At 42.2% G+C, this 16,647-nt stretch carries 17 protein-coding genes; 12 read left to right on the top strand and 5 right to left on the bottom strand.

Features of this window, described 5'->3' with window-relative positions; genetic code table 11:
- Positions 1-114 precede the first annotated feature (114 nt).
- From DFP80_RS03755 to trmJ, 3 genes are all read left to right on the top strand, one after another.
- The gene (locus tag DFP80_RS03755; protein ID WP_113915484.1) at positions 115-2,586 is read left to right on the top strand and encodes an EAL domain-containing protein; all 2,472 of its coding nucleotides are present in this window, start codon (positions 115-117) and stop codon (positions 2,584-2,586) included.
- 99 nt (positions 2,587-2,685) lie between these two features.
- Entirely contained in the window at positions 2,686-3,990 is a 1,305-nt protein-coding gene (locus DFP80_RS03750) for a J domain-containing protein (protein ID WP_113915483.1), read from the top strand.
- A gap of 52 nt (positions 3,991-4,042) precedes the next feature.
- Positions 4,043-4,825 carry a tRNA (cytosine(32)/uridine(32)-2'-O)-methyltransferase TrmJ gene (trmJ, locus tag DFP80_RS03745; protein ID WP_113915482.1) on the top strand — a complete coding sequence of 261 codons (783 nt, stop codon included), beginning with the start codon at positions 4,043-4,045 and terminating at the stop codon, positions 4,823-4,825.
- An 85-nt stretch (positions 4,826-4,910) separates the two neighbouring features.
- Here trmJ and efpL read toward each other — a convergent pair whose 3' ends face one another.
- From efpL to DFP80_RS03730, 3 genes are all read right to left on the bottom strand, one after another.
- Positions 4,911-5,483 carry an elongation factor P-like protein EfpL gene (efpL, locus tag DFP80_RS03740; protein ID WP_113915481.1) on the bottom strand — a complete coding sequence of 191 codons (573 nt, stop codon included), beginning with the start codon at positions 5,481-5,483 and terminating at the stop codon, positions 4,911-4,913.
- A 146-nt stretch (positions 5,484-5,629) separates the two neighbouring features.
- A complete protein-coding gene (locus DFP80_RS03735; RefSeq protein WP_113915480.1) occupies positions 5,630-5,992 on the bottom strand; it encodes a nucleotide pyrophosphohydrolase in 363 nt (120 codons plus the stop codon).
- Between the two features lie 3 nt (positions 5,993-5,995).
- Entirely contained in the window at positions 5,996-7,150 is a 1,155-nt protein-coding gene (locus tag DFP80_RS03730; RefSeq protein ID WP_113915479.1) for a M14 family metallopeptidase, read from the bottom strand.
- 37 nt (positions 7,151-7,187) lie between these two features.
- Between DFP80_RS03730 and DFP80_RS03725 the strand changes: the two genes are divergently transcribed.
- Positions 7,188-7,703, top strand: coding sequence for a hypothetical protein (locus DFP80_RS03725; RefSeq protein ID WP_113915478.1), 516 nt, complete (start codon positions 7,188-7,190; stop codon positions 7,701-7,703).
- Between the two features lie 101 nt (positions 7,704-7,804).
- The gene (locus DFP80_RS03720; RefSeq protein ID WP_113915477.1) at positions 7,805-8,290 is read left to right on the top strand and encodes a putative 4-hydroxy-4-methyl-2-oxoglutarate aldolase; all 486 of its coding nucleotides are present in this window, start codon (positions 7,805-7,807) and stop codon (positions 8,288-8,290) included.
- A 30-nt stretch (positions 8,291-8,320) separates the two neighbouring features.
- On the opposite strand, the gene DFP80_RS03715 is transcribed toward DFP80_RS03720, so the two are convergent.
- Positions 8,321-8,932, bottom strand: a complete 612-nt coding sequence (locus DFP80_RS03715; RefSeq protein ID WP_113915476.1) for a MarC family protein — start codon at positions 8,930-8,932, stop codon at positions 8,321-8,323.
- Between the two features lie 345 nt (positions 8,933-9,277).
- On the opposite strand from DFP80_RS03715, the gene DFP80_RS03710 reads away from it, so the two are divergent.
- Positions 9,278-10,336, top strand: coding sequence for a 2,3-butanediol dehydrogenase (locus DFP80_RS03710; protein WP_113915475.1), 1,059 nt, complete (start codon positions 9,278-9,280; stop codon positions 10,334-10,336).
- Between the two features lie 60 nt (positions 10,337-10,396).
- Here DFP80_RS03710 and DFP80_RS03705 read toward each other — a convergent pair whose 3' ends face one another.
- Positions 10,397-10,879: a GNAT family N-acetyltransferase gene (locus DFP80_RS03705; RefSeq protein WP_113915474.1), complete on the bottom strand. Its 483-nt coding sequence runs from the start codon at positions 10,877-10,879 to the stop codon at positions 10,397-10,399.
- A gap of 419 nt (positions 10,880-11,298) precedes the next feature.
- Between DFP80_RS03705 and DFP80_RS20620 the strand changes: the two genes are divergently transcribed.
- The 6 genes from DFP80_RS20620 to DFP80_RS03680 all read left to right on the top strand — a co-directional run bounded on the left by DFP80_RS20620 (position 11,299) and on the right by DFP80_RS03680 (position 16,609).
- Complete coding sequence (locus DFP80_RS20620) at positions 11,299-11,454, top strand: hypothetical protein (RefSeq protein ID WP_158601343.1); 156 nt, start codon at positions 11,299-11,301, stop codon at positions 11,452-11,454.
- Between the two features lie 194 nt (positions 11,455-11,648).
- Positions 11,649-12,476, top strand: coding sequence for a lipase family protein (locus DFP80_RS03700; protein WP_113915473.1), 828 nt, complete (start codon positions 11,649-11,651; stop codon positions 12,474-12,476).
- 242 nt (positions 12,477-12,718) lie between these two features.
- A complete protein-coding gene (locus DFP80_RS03695; protein WP_113915472.1) occupies positions 12,719-13,660 on the top strand; it encodes an ABC transporter substrate-binding protein in 942 nt (313 codons plus the stop codon).
- A gap of 5 nt (positions 13,661-13,665) precedes the next feature.
- Positions 13,666-14,685, top strand: coding sequence for a FecCD family ABC transporter permease (locus tag DFP80_RS03690; protein WP_113915471.1), 1,020 nt, complete (start codon positions 13,666-13,668; stop codon positions 14,683-14,685).
- Positions 14,682-15,767, top strand: a complete 1,086-nt coding sequence (locus tag DFP80_RS03685; protein ID WP_113915470.1) for a FecCD family ABC transporter permease — start codon at positions 14,682-14,684, stop codon at positions 15,765-15,767. Before DFP80_RS03690 ends, DFP80_RS03685 begins: the two co-directional genes overlap by 4 nt.
- Positions 15,764-16,609 (top strand): ABC transporter ATP-binding protein, encoded by an 846-nt coding sequence (locus DFP80_RS03680; protein WP_113915469.1) that lies wholly within the window; start codon positions 15,764-15,766, stop codon positions 16,607-16,609. Before DFP80_RS03685 ends, DFP80_RS03680 begins: the two co-directional genes overlap by 4 nt.
- The last annotated feature ends 38 nt before the right edge of the window (positions 16,610-16,647 follow it).

Below are 16,647 nucleotides of genomic sequence, written 5' to 3'. Positions count from 1 at the left end.
GAAAGCAAACAGAAATGCAAGTAAAGTCTTACTTGAGACAACAGTGATATTGTTATAGCGCCGATCTTAGAAGGATCCACCTAATCTCCATATTTTCAATTAGGAACAGCAGGAATGGCAGCAAAGTGTTTTCTCTTATTTCTTTTTACATCGGCCCAGCTGTGGGCAGAAAACACCATCACTTTCTATGGCAGTGACTCAAGAATCAATACACCCATTCTAACTTTCGAAGAAAAACAAACCTTATCCGCTGAAGAAGTATTATCAACAGGACACTTTCAACAAGGTATTTATGAAGAGTCTCAGGGCTTTTCAGAGCGTGCCTATTGGCACAAGTTAACCTTTCCTAAACTAACATCAAGTGACACAGAAAAAACGATACACCTCAGTTTAAATTATTATTTAATCGAGCATTTAGATTTCTATCTATTTCATGGCGATCAACTTCAAAACCACTGGAAAAAAGGAGCGCTCGATGATTGGCAAAATGATGCAAGTCATTACAACGGTATTTGGGTTCCTATTTCATTATCCAACAAAAACAATACTACTCTATTAATCCGTAAACAGGGCAATAGCCCGCTACTGACGCCTTTTATGTTGTTTGATGATGTAAGTGCCGAAACCCAAAAAGTCCAACAACTGATTTTTTGGACCTTTATCATCAGTAGTTTGTCGATTCTGCTTGCTCATAATGTCTTTGTTTTTAGTCTCCTCAGACAACCAGGCTTTGTTTATTACCTCGCCTTGAACGTCGCTATTATCATTGCGCTATCTGTTATTACAGGGTTCAACCGATGGATTTTTTCACCTGAGATCAACCAATGGATCATTAGAAACTTATTTACTATATTTGGTATTGGCGCATGGATACTGTTTCGTTTCAGTTTGCATTTTTTGAAAGAAATTCATATCCCCTCACCCCAATCTTTTGTTAAAAGATATGGGGATGTGTTTTTTATTGCCTTCTTATTTTCAACACAAATATTCTCGGTTAAAACGGGGGCTCTCTTTTTTGGTGCAGTTGAGCTACTGATGTTCGTAGTTTGCACATACTGGGGAATAAAAGCCTACCGAAAAGGCTTTATCGCAGTTCGTTTTTATTTGTTTTCTTGGTTCGTTCTGATAATTGGCAGCATACTAAACACACTCATATTCTGGGAAGTTCTGCCAATCAACCTTCTTACAGAATCTATATTTCCTGTTTCTAGTCTATTACAACTACTCGGTTTTTCTTTTGCGTTTGCAGATAAAGCCAAACAATTCGAACGTAATCGAGCATTGCAAGCTCTTACTGACTACTCAACTGGCCTACCAAATCGAACGTATTATTTTGATAAGTTACCCGCCTTATTACCACAGATAACGCAAAACACACCACAATTAGCGCTCATCATGATCGAGATTAGCAACTACCCCACTTTAAGCCAAGCCTTTGGCCCAGCTAAGGCAGACTCTGCCATCTGCGAAACAATCAAGAACATCCACAAACAAGTATTGAGGATGGAAGGCATTCTCACCTTTCCCTTACCTAACAAAAGTGCCCAGACACTCATTAGAATAACATCAACCAATATTGTCTTAATAAGCACGACTCCTGATCGAATCAAACAACAGGTTTTGGAGATCCAACACATTTTTGATACACCAACATTAATCAACAAAATTCATTTCAGGCACCAATATAAGATAGGCAGCGCCCTCTATCCTTCACAAGGATCAAATTTAGACAAGCTGTATCAGAACGCCCTTATTGCTAACCATTCAGTTACTCACTTATCAGGGAATTGGGCAACATTTACAGATAGTTTAAAAAACAATCATGCACATCAACTGAGTTTAATTACTCAATTAACAGACGACATTCAACTGGAAAAGCTGCACTTCCACATTCAACCACAAGTCAATTTAGCGGATCGCAGTATTATCGGTGGCGAAGTACTTATTAGGTGGCATAATCAATACCTAGGTCAGGTATCTCCAGCCGAGTTCATTCCACTTGCAGAGCAAACAGGTCTCATATACAAACTCACCGACATGTTGCTTGAAAAAGTATTTCATTGGGCGTCAGAACACCCCAGATTACTGGAAACACAACGTCTATCCGTTAATATCTCTGCATTAGACTTATTGCAGGAAGACTTTGCCAAGCGAGTTATTAAGCAAATACAAAGCCACCAATTATCGGCCAAAAAATTTACTATCGAGATCACTGAAACCAGTGTTTTTCAAAATAACGATATTGTTCATAACAACGTAAAGCTCTTACATCGAACAGGCTTTAAACTCGCCATAGATGACTTTGGCGTCGGTTATAGCTCCATGCAAAACCTCGTCTCTCTAGAAACTGACGAATTAAAAATCGACCAATTCTTTGTGATGAATTTACTCAATGATCCACAAAGCCAAACCTTATGCCGCAATATGATTGACCTCAGCAAGGCGCTTACTATTATAAGTGTGGCAGAAGGCATAGAATCTGAAGAGGTCTTGCAATTATTACTACAATGGCAGTGCCAAGTAGGGCAAGGTTACCATCTATACAGACCTATGACACCGACAGATTATCTAACGCTGGTAGGTTAAAAAGTTCCACCTTTGTTAGATTCCACAAATCGTGCATAATGCTTCAGTCATTTATTTATCCAACCCATTCATAAAAACACGGTTAATAGCTAATATCGCATGAGCCTACTAGACGATTATCAACTGCTGGAAATTCCAACTACCGCCAGCGAGCAGGAAGCAAAAACCGCATTTAGACGTTTGGCTAGGCGCTATCACCCAGACAAAAACCCAGACAAAGACACGACAGAACTTTTTCAACGACTTCAGGCCGCTTATGAAAATGTCAGCAGTGCCATTCGCCAAGGGGCTCAAGTCAACGATTGGAAACCGTTTACTTTTACCAAAGAGAATACACAAAGCTCTGGTGCAAAGAATCGCTACACAAACTTTTCAACCGCCACTGACAAAGAACAAGAAGCATTTGTAAAAGAACGGCAACGTGCCTATGAAGAAATGAAGCGCAACAATGCGCATCATGAAAAAACACGTAATGACGCCATCAAAGCAGCAAGGAATACTCTCAACGAGAAACGCGTTAAAGCCCTTTATGAAGAAGCATTTAAGGCTTCTAAAAACTTCACCTCGCAAGGCTACAGTTACACCGACAACCAAAACGACGGAAAACCAGACATCCCGCCTTATCAATCTTTTGTTGACGATGAGGAAGAATACACTCAACCCAAACAGTCTTTTTATAACGAGCCAGTTAGTCAACCAATCCGATTAGATGCAGCGAAAGCGGCTTTTCGCGTAGCAACTTATATCGCTTGTTTCGCAGCGGGCATATACAGCACACTGTATTGGCAATCTTCACAACAAGATGTTGTCGCCGAACCAAAAGCGGCCACCTACATAAGTGGTTTATATCCGCAATTTCGTGTTGGTATAAGTTACACCTTAGCCGATACTGCCCTATATGCAGAACCCGATATATCCAGCGCAATCTTGCAAACCATTCCGACACAATCCAACCTACAAAGCATTAAATCTCAGGGGAATTGGCTAACCGTACGTTACAATGGAATGAATGGATGGGTTCAAGCAAAAAATATCGGTTTTGGTAGCGTGCAGAACGCATTGCAAACGGGCTGCTTTGGCCAGCCTGGCGCGGCACCTGAGCATGGCAAGCTAATTGGCAAAGCAAATGGCAATAGCCGTTTGCGGATTATGAATCAGTTACCGGAAAGCAGTATTCTCACTTTCCAGCCCTATAATGGGCAAGCGCCCTTTTCTATCTACTTGTATGGTAAACAAGCTTATGCCGCCAATTACATCCCGAGAGGCAACTACCGATTGGTGTTAGAGACAGGTTCCCTGTATCATCACGCCTGTAATCAATTCCTCTTTAATGACACAACCAAAGTCATCTTAGATAAAGTCGATTTTGCCAGCACCGAGCAATCACTCACGCTGAAACCATAATCAGACTAGTTAAAAAACTAAGAGACAAACAACCCTGAGTACTTCACAAGCCATGCTAAGTAACATCCGAATTGTACTGATCAACACTTTTCATCCAGGTAATGTCGGTGCTATTGCCCGCGCCATGAAAAACATGGGATTAACCAACCTATATTTGGTTGATCCTAATGATTACCCATCAGAAGAAGCCACCAGCCGAGCTGCTGGCGCTGTCGACCTGCTTGAAAACGCCACCATCGTTTCTACCTTAGAAGAAGCCATTTCCGACTGTAGCCTTGTCATTGGTACAAGCGCACGCCACCGTACTTTCCAGCTCCCTATTATGAATGCTCGTGAGTGCGCTGAAAGCGTCATTCCAGAAGCAGTAGATCATAACGTTGCTATCGTATTTGGTCGTGAAACCACAGGTTTATTAAACGACGAAATCGCTCAATGTCACCGCCAAGTGTATATCGACGCCAACGACGAATACCCGGTATTAAATATTTCACAAGCCGTGCAAATTGTTGCCTACGAAATCTGGATGGCAAATCAGAATAAAGAAAACTACAAAAAAGAAACCCCTGAATACCCTCACAAGAAAGATATGGATCTTTTCTATGAACACTTAGAAGAAACCCTTTATGGTATCAACTTCATTATCCGCAGCCACCCAGGCAAGGTGTTAGATAAGCTGCATCGTTTCTTCAATCGCTCTCGCCCTGAAAAACAAGAATTGGGGATTTTGCGAGGCGTGTTAGCCGCCGTACAGAGAGAAGCCGGACTAACAGAGGCAAACAATCATCCAGATAAAAAGGTGAAAGACGCCTTGAAAGAAGCGGCTAAAAAAGACTAAGCACTACATCTTTATGAACTAATAGCTAAATAAAAATGCAGCCAAATTGGCTGCATTTTTATTTTCCAACAAATCGTTAAAGGTATTATTTCTCAGCTCGACCTGCAAACTTACGTTCCTCTACGTTAACCTTGATACGGTCACCAGTAGAAATATGCTCAGGCACTTGAATCACAGCACCTGTAGACAGCTTAGCAGGTTTGTTTCGAGACGTTGCTGAAGCACCTTTGATCGAGGGATCAGTTTCGATAACCTCTAATTCAACGTTTGTCGGTAACTCAATAATTACAGGCACATCATCAACCAAAACGACTTGAATACCAACTGTATCTTCGTTCACAAAAAGAATTTCTTCTTCAATGGCACTTTTATTCAAGTTGTAAGGTGTATAGTCTTCATTATCCATGAAAACATACTCATCACCATCCGTGTAAGAAAACATCGCTTGACGACGAACTAAATCTGCAAGATCAATCATATCGGAATCTTTGAATGTCTCGTCTAATTTACGCCCCGTCACTACGTCATACATACGCATACGATAAAGACTACCACCAGCGCGACCTTGAGGTACAGAACGCTCAATGTCTTTTACTATGTAGGTTTTATTGTCATAGCTAATAGCAATATTCTTTTTAATTTCACTCGCCTTAGGCATTTTCTCTCATCCTAAAATAACATGTTATAAAATAAATAATGGGCTTATATTCGTGCTTGATGCTAATCGACTTCTTACAAGACCGCCATAGCCAAGCAGTAGATTTTTAACATAAAGCCACGCTATTTAAACGTTCTGAGATAACGTTAGTACTGGTTATATTTCTTCGCGCTTCCCTTCACTTTTTCGGTAGGATAACGCTCAGCATTTTTCGCCATTTTAGCTTGCGCAGCTGTGAACAAATCGACGTTAAGTTTATCAGCCAAACGAACGGTAAAAAGCAACACATCTGCTAGCTCGTCTTTCACTGCCGACATTTGTTCTGCATCCAATCCATAAGAGGCCTCTTCCGTTAACCAGCGAAAGCAGTCGAGTAATTCAGCCGTCTCGCCCGCCAATGCCATAGACAAATTTTTAGGTGAATGAAATTTATCCCACTCTCTATCTTGCGCGAACTGACGCATGGCAAGCTTTAGCGATTCCAACGAATCCTTTTCAAGATCATTCATTACTTAATCATTCGCCTTCATGTGAGCACTCATAATCACTTGATGAATAGGATACAAAACATCGGCACCCAGAATTTTTGCACGCTCTGGTGACCAACCAACCATATCATCTGGCAAATTTTTATTGTCTTTGAACGGCATTTCTAAGGTAAAAGACAAACAGTTATAGGTTTCTCCAACCCATTTGGTTGCCACAGTTAAGTTCGCTTCGCCAAATTGATCTGGCGTATAGCCAATTTCTGTCTGAAAATCAGGACTGACAGCAGTAAAAACTTCTTTAAACAGCGTCTCCATCGCCTCCATACGCACATCAAAAGATGGCACACCTTGACAACCATCTACAAAATTAACGGGCAAGGCTTCATCACCATGGATATCTAAAAATAGATCCACACCTGTTTCAGCCATTTTCTTTTGTACTGCCAACACTTCGGGGCTGAACTCTGCCGTTGGATTTTTCCATTCACGGTTCAAATTCACGCCTTTGGAGTTAACTCTCAAATTACCATGTACAGCGCCGTCTGGGTTCATATTTGGCACTACATAAAAACGACACTGATTTAAAAGCGAGCGTGAAACTGGGTGAGACTCATCAAATAAACGCTCAAGCAAACCTTCGATAAACCATTCTGCCATGGTTTCACCAGGATGTTGACGAGCAATAATCCAAATGTTTTTAGCGAGACCTTGAGTTTTGCTAATTTCCAACAAAGTAATATCGCGACCTTCCGCTGTTTCACCTAAATGATCAGTAATACAGTCTTCATTGCTCGCGGCCCAAGCAATCATATCTAAATGACGCTCGTAGCTATAAGGCGCAAAATACGCATAATACACACTGTCTTGTTCTGGCTGGTGAGTAATCACCAATTTACCGTCTATGTATTCAGTTGGTACGCGGAACCAATACTCTCGGTCGTAAGATGCCACTGCTTGATAATCCACCCAGCCATCTGGGTAAGCTGCATCGCTGGCATTCTCAAATTGGATGACACATTGCTCTCCCATTCCGCCTTGCAAACGAAAATAAAACCACTGCAAAAATTTAGAGTTTGTATCATTAGGGATCTTTACTCTAATATTGTCCGGCTCCGAAGCATTAATAACGGAGATGTTACCGCCATCAAACGCACTACTGATCTTGATTCGGCTGGTCATTTATTCTTCCTTAACAATCAAACATTGGTTCTAAATTATGGCAAGTTTACCTATATTCATGACGGCTGTCGCCAACTCTTCCGACGAGCCAGCATTCCCATTACTTTTCACTTGGTCGACCCATGAAGCACAAGTGAAAGAAGTACTGGTCATCCCTGACGACGAATGGTTAGAAAACCATAGAATTGAGCCTAACGCACACGACCTAGATGAACAACAACTCTACGAGTTTGGCTTTGAAGCCAGCGATATCTTAGCGGAATGGATCAATGAATTTGATACCGACGTTATTTACGCTCTAGAACCTGAATCGCTCAATCTTTTAGTTGAAGCCACCTATGATATTAAAGGTTTAGAGCCAAGCTTCGAAGTACAAAGCATTCATTCGTGGTTTGAAGAGCGCGATGTTGACTTAGACGATGCCGTAGTAGCACAAGGCCAACTAACCCCCTTACATTTACTTCCCCCGGACGAACTGGTCATTCAATTACTACAAATCGCAGTAGAACATGGCTTAATAGATCCCAGCGACATCCCAGTCACAGAGGACTAATCACATCACTGAATACTGAATATCCACCACAACTACTGGCTATTTAACACACACCTATTTAGAGTCAAACGCATTCCTTTTGATTCTAAATAGGTGTAAATATGAAAGACCTCCTTCCCGATCTATGTGACTTGTACCCAGAAAAACTTCAAATTGCAGATCCAATTTTTACTTCTTACGGTAAACGAACTGATTTTTATGGTGAAGTCGTGACTGTATCTTGTTTTGAAGACAACAGTCGAGTAAGAGAGTTAGTCGCTGAAAATGGTAAAGGAAAAGTCATGGTCATTGACGGTGGTGGCAGTAAACGACGTGCACTACTTGGCGATATGCTTGCTGAGAAAGCCGTCAATAACGGCTGGGAAGGATTTGTCATAAACGGAGCTATTCGGGATATTGCTGCTCAGTCACAACTCAACATTGGCATTCATGCTTTATGCGCACACCCAATGCCGACAGAAAAGCGTGGCTTAGGTGATTTAGGCAAAGCACTTCATTTTGCAGGTATGACAATTGCCCAAGGAGATTATATTTATTGCGACTTGAATGGCATTGCCGTATCAAAACAGCCATTAGCCCTTCCATAGAAGGGCTAAGAGTTTATTAATTAATGGCCTTTATAGTGCCGCTAATGTATGAGTAAACAAACTTCGCACACCATTAACCAACATCTGCACAGACATCATCAACAGCAACATCCCCATCAAACGCTCTAACGCTGCCAAGCCCTTCTCTCTCAATACTCGATTCAGCAATGGCGCCATCGCCAAAATAACCACAGAAATCGCCCATGCTGCACCAACAGAGATAAGTAAGTCTTGCTGATCATTTGGGTAACTTTTAACCATCACCAATAACGTCGCCAAAGTAGAAGGACCAGCCAACATAGGGATAGAAATCGGCACAATGAAGGGCTCCATTACTGGGGCTGCGTCTTTCGTATAAGGCGAAGGAAAAATCATCTTTAGCGCAATCACGAACAATACCACGCCACCAGCGATTGAAATGGATTCGGTTTCCAAATGCAACAGCGCCAAAAACTCCGCCCCAAAAAATAAGAAACACACCAAAATAACCAAACCAATCAAACCATCACGCACTACGATTTGATATTGACGCTTCTGCGGAACGCCCTTCATTACAGACAATAAAATAGGAATATTACCGAACGGATCGATAACGAATAAAAATAGCAAGGTTGCAGATAAAATAGAAAACTCGGTGCTCATTAGATACTCAGGGTCATTTTCGGGAAGATTAAAGCCGTGTAGTTTAGCGTATTACCACTCTTGACGATAGCTGACTCCATTGAGATCTAACGATCTAAAAATGATTTCTTGATTTCAAATACAGTCAATTTGATGCTCTCCGAATCCAAACCAATCACTTATTCATCAACGACAATACTCCGTGACAAAAAGGCCAAAAAGTGACTCGCACAATCATTTTCAAGTCGGATCAATTGATAATTGTCAGTAAAAGGTGAGATTTCCACCATTCAATTTGACTTCTACTAGTGGCCTACCTAGCTTGAACTTGGTTACTATTTTCTAAGCAAACACAAGGAAAGCCAAATGAAAGCTGCTCGTTTTTACGATAAAGGGGATATCCGCATCGAGGATATTCCAGAGCCTACTGTCGAACCTGGTACAGTCGGTATTGATGTTGCCTGGTGTGGTATCTGTGGTACCGATCTACATGAATTTATGGAAGGGCCAATTTTTATCCCGCCTTGCGGTCATCCACATCCTATTTCTGGAGAGTCTGCACCTATCACCATGGGGCATGAATTTTCAGGGGTGGTTTACGCTGTGGGAGAAGGTGTTGAAGACATTCAGGTCGGTCAGCAGGTTGTGGTGGAGCCTTACATTATTGCTGATGATGTGCCAACCGGACCAGGGGAAAATTACCACTTATCGAAGAATATGAACTTTATTGGCCTTGGCGGTTGCGGTGGCGGTTTGTCCGAGAAGATCGCGGTGAAACGCCGTTGGGTTCACCCTATTGCCAATTCAATCCCCTTGGATCAAGCCGCTTTGATTGAACCATTGGCCGTTGGCTATCATGCGTTTGTTCGCAGTGACGCAAAAGCGGGTGATATTGCACTGGTTGGCGGTGGCGGCCCCATTGGTTTGCTGTTATCCGCCGTATTAAAGGCCAAGGGCATTACTGTCATTCTGACCGAGCTAAGTGCTAAGCGTAAAGAAAAAGCGCACGATACTGGTGTTGCAGACTATATTTTGGATCCGACCGACGTTAACGTCACAGATGAAGTCATGAAGATCACAGAAAACCGTGGTGTCGATGTGGCTTTTGAATGTACCAGTAACAACAAAGTGTTGGATACTTTAGTTGAAAGCACAAAAGCCACCGGCGCCATTGTGATTGTCTCTATCTGGAGTCACCCAGCCACTGTCAATGTGCATAGCGTTGTCATGAAAGAACTGGATATTCGCGGTACCATTGCTTATGTCAACAACCATAAAGAAACCATCAAACTGGTTGAAGAAGGCAAAGTAAATCTAGAGCCTTTTATTACTCAAAGAATTGAACTTGATGATCTGATTTCTCAAGGGTTCGATACCTTGATTCATAATAATGAATCGGCTGTAAAAATCATAGTTCGTCCGTAAAGCCTCGATGGTATCGGCTTGTACCTGATGCCATCCTCTTTTCTCAGTAACGAGACTAAATTAGCACTCTAAGTGTTTATTCACTCTTTTTTCCATAACAAAATTAGTCAACTCTTGCTCTCGCACAAGCACTCTCTGCTCATTCACAAGCGAAAAACCAAAACGTTCAAAAAAAGGCTTCGCGGTAATGCTGACATGAGAATATAGACAAGAAACGCCTCGTTCATCTGCTAAGTGTAAAATATAATTCATTAACGCCCGCCCTACGCCTTGCCGCTGGTACTCATGATGACAAAAGAAATGATCAATCAAACCATCTGGCTGTAAATCACAATAACCAACAACCACATTATCCAACTCAGCAACAACAGGCTGAAGATCTGTCATCTTATTTTGCCAAACACTCATATCAACACCCTCTGGCGCCCAAGCTTCGATCTGAACTTGAGAATAATCACGAGCATTCACCGTACGAACGGTACTGAAGAATAAATACCAAAGCGCTTCGGCATCATTTGCTTGATATGAACGGACTTTGATCATGAACCTTTCCCTATTAATACTGACCTTACAAGATGCCTAATAAATGTATTAAACAATACTAACAAAAAACACACGGTCGATTTTAAAAAAAAGGGCTTTTCCTATTAGAGCTTAAGCTATATCAACAGTCTTTTTGATAGTGACGGCACGACAATGTTTGATGCGTTTCAACATATATATACGATCGGTCAAAACATTAAATCATCAACATCCTTAAATGCGTCATAGTCCACTAGATTTATGAATTAAATATGCAAAAAACCTTATATTTATCGGCAATTTAGCGCGAAATAGAATAACTAATAACAACATCAAAATCGGTGAATTTATCTCATCATTTCAATGAAAATACGTCGTTTGCCGAGCAGAATTAGTGCTTCTATTATCAGCGCATAAATCAACCTGAAGAGGAAATAGCTATGGAAAATATTACGACAAAAAATATGTCACAAAAAATCAAAAAAACACTCGCTCGTGCATATGCGGCATACATGATGAAAGGCAGTCTTTACACTCTATCAACAGTCACTATTGGTGGCGTTAGACGTATTAATTGGAGCGGTTGCGACTTATAGTTTTTAACTTAAGTACTGCACACCCTCTTCGATACTTTGGTAAGTCATTTTCGAACTTACCAAAGTCATCAAGCAATGACAAAGCTCTGTTCGTAAAAGCCATTTTTTAGTACTCTGCGTTTTCCTATTTACTATGTTGCTTTTATTTCATCATGCTAAAAAATACGTTCATTGTTCTGGCTTTTTGGATTGCTATGCCTTTCCAATTGGCATTCGCCTCTCCTGATTTTGCCATCATAAAGACTCAAGCCACATTATCAAATGACACTTACCTGGATACCGACACACTCGAACGACGCCTTCAAGAACAAGGTCAAATACTGGTACATCAGTCTTTAATTCCCTTATCTCAAGTCAGTTATTTTTTAACTCATGCCCATGGGGTTCAAACCATCGCTATTCGTGGCACTGCAAACTTAGAAAATGCCATGTTGGATTTAGATTTACAATTAAAGCAAGACGCTATTCTTGATATAAAACTACATCAAGGTTTTGGCTCTGGTGCAAAAGCTGTTTATGAGGACATCAAACCTTTCCTCACGAAAAACACACCCATTCACCTAACAGGTCACAGCTTGGGCGGCGCTATTGCCGTGATACTTGCCATGTATTTGAAGAAAGATGGTTACTCTGTTGAGCAAGTAATTAGCTTTGGACAACCTAAAGTGACTAATGTCACAGGCGCAAGTGAGTTTGATGATTTACCTTTAACCAGAATCGTAACACTTAATGATATTGTTCCTCTTGTTCCGCCTATCAGCCCTATGCAAATTAGAGATTTGGATGTTTTTTGGCACATGGGCAAAGAAGTCATTTTATTAGGAAACAAAGAGTTTACTCAAACCAATGGTATTAAAAGCATGCTAAGAGCAACAAAGTTCACAACATCAATACCGAATAACAAGAACTTACTCGCTCACCAAATGGCAACGTATCTAAAGCGAATAGAGCAGTTACAGACCTCACCGAAAGCAATCCCTTACAAAACCGACATTAGCCTCTTCGGGTTTTCATTCGACTAGCTCTTCTCTACCGATTTAATTTAGCTAATAAGTACACTAAGTAAGTACAACGCGACTTATAGAACATCATGTTGCGCATTTCGTAACTCTAATTGAAAATAAACAGTTAAAAACCATAATAAGAAGCGTTATCATTAATGTCGTTTATTAGCCTACCAAACGCTTACAGCATTATTGATGCCTATTTTTCAACAATGCGACATTAAAAGCTGATGTAGATATTCACTCCAAAGGAATCCATTATGTTGCTTAATCGACCCTCTTTTAAAAAAATCTTGCTCTGCGCCTGCCTAACAACTTCTTTTAGCGTATTTGCCAGCACACATAGCGTCACTACAAAATATGGCGAAGTGGAAATTAACGACGATGTTAAACGCATAGTGACGCTATCTGAAGATGCTCTAGATAGCGCAATTGCTCTAGGTATAAAACCGCTAGGAGCTATTGCTACTCGTGGTGGTGATTCAGTAGCCGAATACATTCAACAACGAGCTAGCGGCGTTAATATGGTAGGCACCTCTCGCCAGAACAACCTAGAAGCCATTGCTGCCCAACGTCCAGATTTAATTTTGGCGTCAGCTTATTTACCTCAGGATCAATACAACATACTGTCTAAAATTGCACCAACCATCGCCCCTATAGCACCAGGAATGGTCTCTGATAATTGGATTAAAGTTGCTAAAGTCTATGCACAAGCGCTAAACAAAAGCGAACAAATGGACAGCATACTAAATGACCTTAAGGACCGCGAAGACAGACTAAAAAAAGTCATTACTCATAAGCTATCCAAAGAAGAACGTTCGGCAACATTAGCGCGCTGGATGCCTCAAGGCCCCATCGTTATGTCATCACAAATCTTTTCTACTGATGTTCTAGCCGCCACCGGTTTCACAATAAATGATGCTGGCGTCATCAAGGAAGGCAGACCTCATAGCAGCCCCCTTAGCTTAGAAAACCTATCGAAAGTCGATAGTGATTGGTTATTCTTGGCAACGCTAAATACTGAAGGCAAAGACGCACTTGAAGCAGCCAAAGAATCTCCCTCTTTCACACGCCTCAATGTTGTGAAAGAAGATAGAGTTGTTACCGTGAATGGCCAGTTATGGACAAGTGCTGCAGGCCCACTTGCTGCTCATGCTATTCTTGATGACATTCAAAATATTATTGATAACAAGATAAAATAACTTAGATGATTAGTTGGTTTAATACACCTCCTGCACAACGAGCATTGTTTAGCGTTTTTGTGTCAGCACTTTTGGTGCTGGCACTTTGCTGTTTCTGCAGTTTATTGTTTGGAGCTGGCGGCTTAAGTCTTCACGCTTCTTTTCAAACACTCTTAGGCAATGGCTCCGCAGATGCTCAATTCACCGTCTTTCATTTACGTGCAACCAGAACCCTAGTCGGTTTATTTGTCGGTTTGACGCTTGGCATTGCTGGCGCATTAATGCAAGCCGTCGCGCGTAACCCATTAGCTGAGCCCGGTTTACTCGGGGTGAGTGCAGGAAGCTCTTTAGCTGTGGCAATAACGTTAGCATTAGGAGCAAGTACCGCGACGCTAACCGTTGGTGTTGCCCAGTTTGGCGCCTTATTAGGTTGTCTGTGCGTACTTGGTGTTGCTCGCATGCAAAGCCAGCAAAACGATCCAATTCGCCTTGTGCTTGCTGGTGCTGCTCTTTCAAGCCTACTGCTCGCGATAACGTCTTTGCTGCTGCTATTTGACCAAAGAGCGGCCGACGAAATACGCTTTTGGGTAACGGGTAGTGTTGCTGGCCGAGACGGCAGCACCTTATTTTCAGTATTGCCTTCTATGTTGATTGCGATAGCTTGCATTTTGTATTCGGCTAAACCGTTAGCGTCGCTGGCCCTTGGGGAACGAGTCGCTATTGGACTTGGACATAAGCCCCAACGTATTCGTGGCATTGTCATCGTCGCGGTCGCTTTGCTAGTCGGTGGCGCAACCGCCATTGCAGGCCCAGTTGCCTTTATTGGCCTCGTTGTCCCCTTTGCAGCACGGGCTTTAGTAGGACCTGATATTCGTCGAACTTTATGGCTATGCTTGCCACTCGGCCCCATTATTGTTATTTGCGCAGATGTTATTTCACGCCTTGTCGCTCAACCCGCTGAAATGCCATTGGGCGTGCTGACTGCCATTATTGGCGCACCTGTGCTTTTGTTAATTGTGCGCTCTAGAAGAATGCCAACCTTATGATAAATCAAACCCTTTCTCTTCCTAATACTGGAGAAACCACCACCGCACCAAGTGGCTATCACCTATTGTCTTTAAACCGTCACATGACCATATTAATTGAGAAACAAGCGGTCATCCGTAATGTTTGGCTGTTTGCCCTATTGGTCATTGCTTGCGTTGCAACGCTGAGTATTGGAACCATGCCAATATCACCGAAAGAAGTCATTGCCGTATTATTTGGTCATGGTAATAGCATGAGTCAGTTTATCGTGGCCGATTTACGCTTACCTCGCTTATTAGCCGCTCTCTTCACTGGTGCTGCTTTTAGTTTAGCTGGATGTCTAATGCAAACTATGGCAAGAAACCGTCTCGCTACTCCGGGTATTATTGGCATTGATAATGCTGCAATGGCATTCGCAGTATCTTCTATTGTCGGCATGGCCACTTCAATTGCCCCTTCTTTCATGGCATTAGCTGGCGCTGCGACGGCAACGGCTTTGGCATTTGGTTTAGCAGGTGGCAGTGGCACACGAGGCTATCGATTCATTGTCGCCGGTATTGGCATTGGAGCGATTGCTGGCGCCATTACGCAATTACTATTAAGCCAAGTCAGTATCGATGTGGCAAACAGTGCTTATCCTTGGACGGTGGGTAGTTTGAGCGCTCGCGATCCCATGATGGTAAAGATTCTTGGTATTGGTCTCGCTTTCTGCCTAGTAGCTTGCATATTTTTTGCCTCACAGTTTGCCTTGATGCCCTTTTCAGACCAAGTGATTACAGGTCTTGGTGCAAACATCAAACACATTCGAGTAATAGCGTTAATCTTATGTATAACACTAACCGGTCTTGCTGTTGCCGTAGCAGGCCCCGTTGGCTTAGTTGCTTTGGTTGGCCCTGAGATTGCACGGGTTCTGGCGCGTTATCGCGGCATTCCTTTGATAAGTTCTGCGCTCACGGGAGCCTTGGTAATGATTCTTGCCGATCTCTTTGGACGAACAGTATTGTCACCAATAGAATTACCTGTTGGTATAGTCACTGCCGTTATAGGCGGCCCTTACTTAATCTGGATACTGGTACGACGCACCTCAAGGACTTCATTATGACGGCTACCTCTTTGCATTCTAAAACGACCTCTAAACAAACACTTGAAATACCCAAATTAGCTCGCCTTAGCGCCAAAAAACTCACCTTGAAACATGACAAGACAAGCATTATTGAAAGCTTAGACGTTTCTCTGCCGGAAGGTAAAGTGACTGCGATTGTAGGACCAAATGGGTGTGGAAAATCCACTTTATTGAATGGTTTATCTCGTGTTCATTCGCCAAGTTCAGGGATTGTGTTACTCGATGGTAAAGACATTCACTCTTTACCTTCCAAAGAAGTGGCGAGACGTCTCGCACTATTGCCACAAGATACCTTAGCACCGGATGGAATCACCATTGAAGAATTAATACGCTTTGGTCGTCACCCACACCAAAGCATGTTGAAACAATGGGCTATGGATGACCAGCAAGCTATTAACTACGCTCTAAACGCTGCGGATTTAGATGGACTAAAAGATAGACTGCTGGACACGCTATCTGGCGGGCAACGCCAACGCGCTTGGATAGCCATGTCAATTGCCCAAGAAACGCCCTTGCTTCTACTAGACGAACCTACGTCCGCATTGGATTTAGGCCATCAAATTGAAGTGTTCGAATTAATACGTCATTTATCCAGACAAGGCAAAACTCTTGCCATGGTGGTCCACGACCTACCAAGTGCTTGCCAATACTCTGATCATATTATTGCCATGAAAAAAGGCAAGATCATCACGCAAGGTAGCCCTAAGGACGTCATGACAAAAGAATTAGTCCGTGAATTATATGGAGTTGAATGCGACCTGATTCCAGACCCTATGACTGGCAGCCCCATTCTCATTAACATGAAACGAATTAGAAGCTAATTTTTCTATTTTTTATTGAAGAAAACATAAACAAAAAA

Source organism: Marinomonas rhizomae (genome assembly GCF_003315485.1).
Classification (GTDB): domain Bacteria; phylum Pseudomonadota; class Gammaproteobacteria; order Pseudomonadales; family Marinomonadaceae; genus Marinomonas; species Marinomonas rhizomae.
Note: the sequence above shows the minus strand (reverse complement) of the source record. Positions and strands in the feature narration are given on the sequence as shown.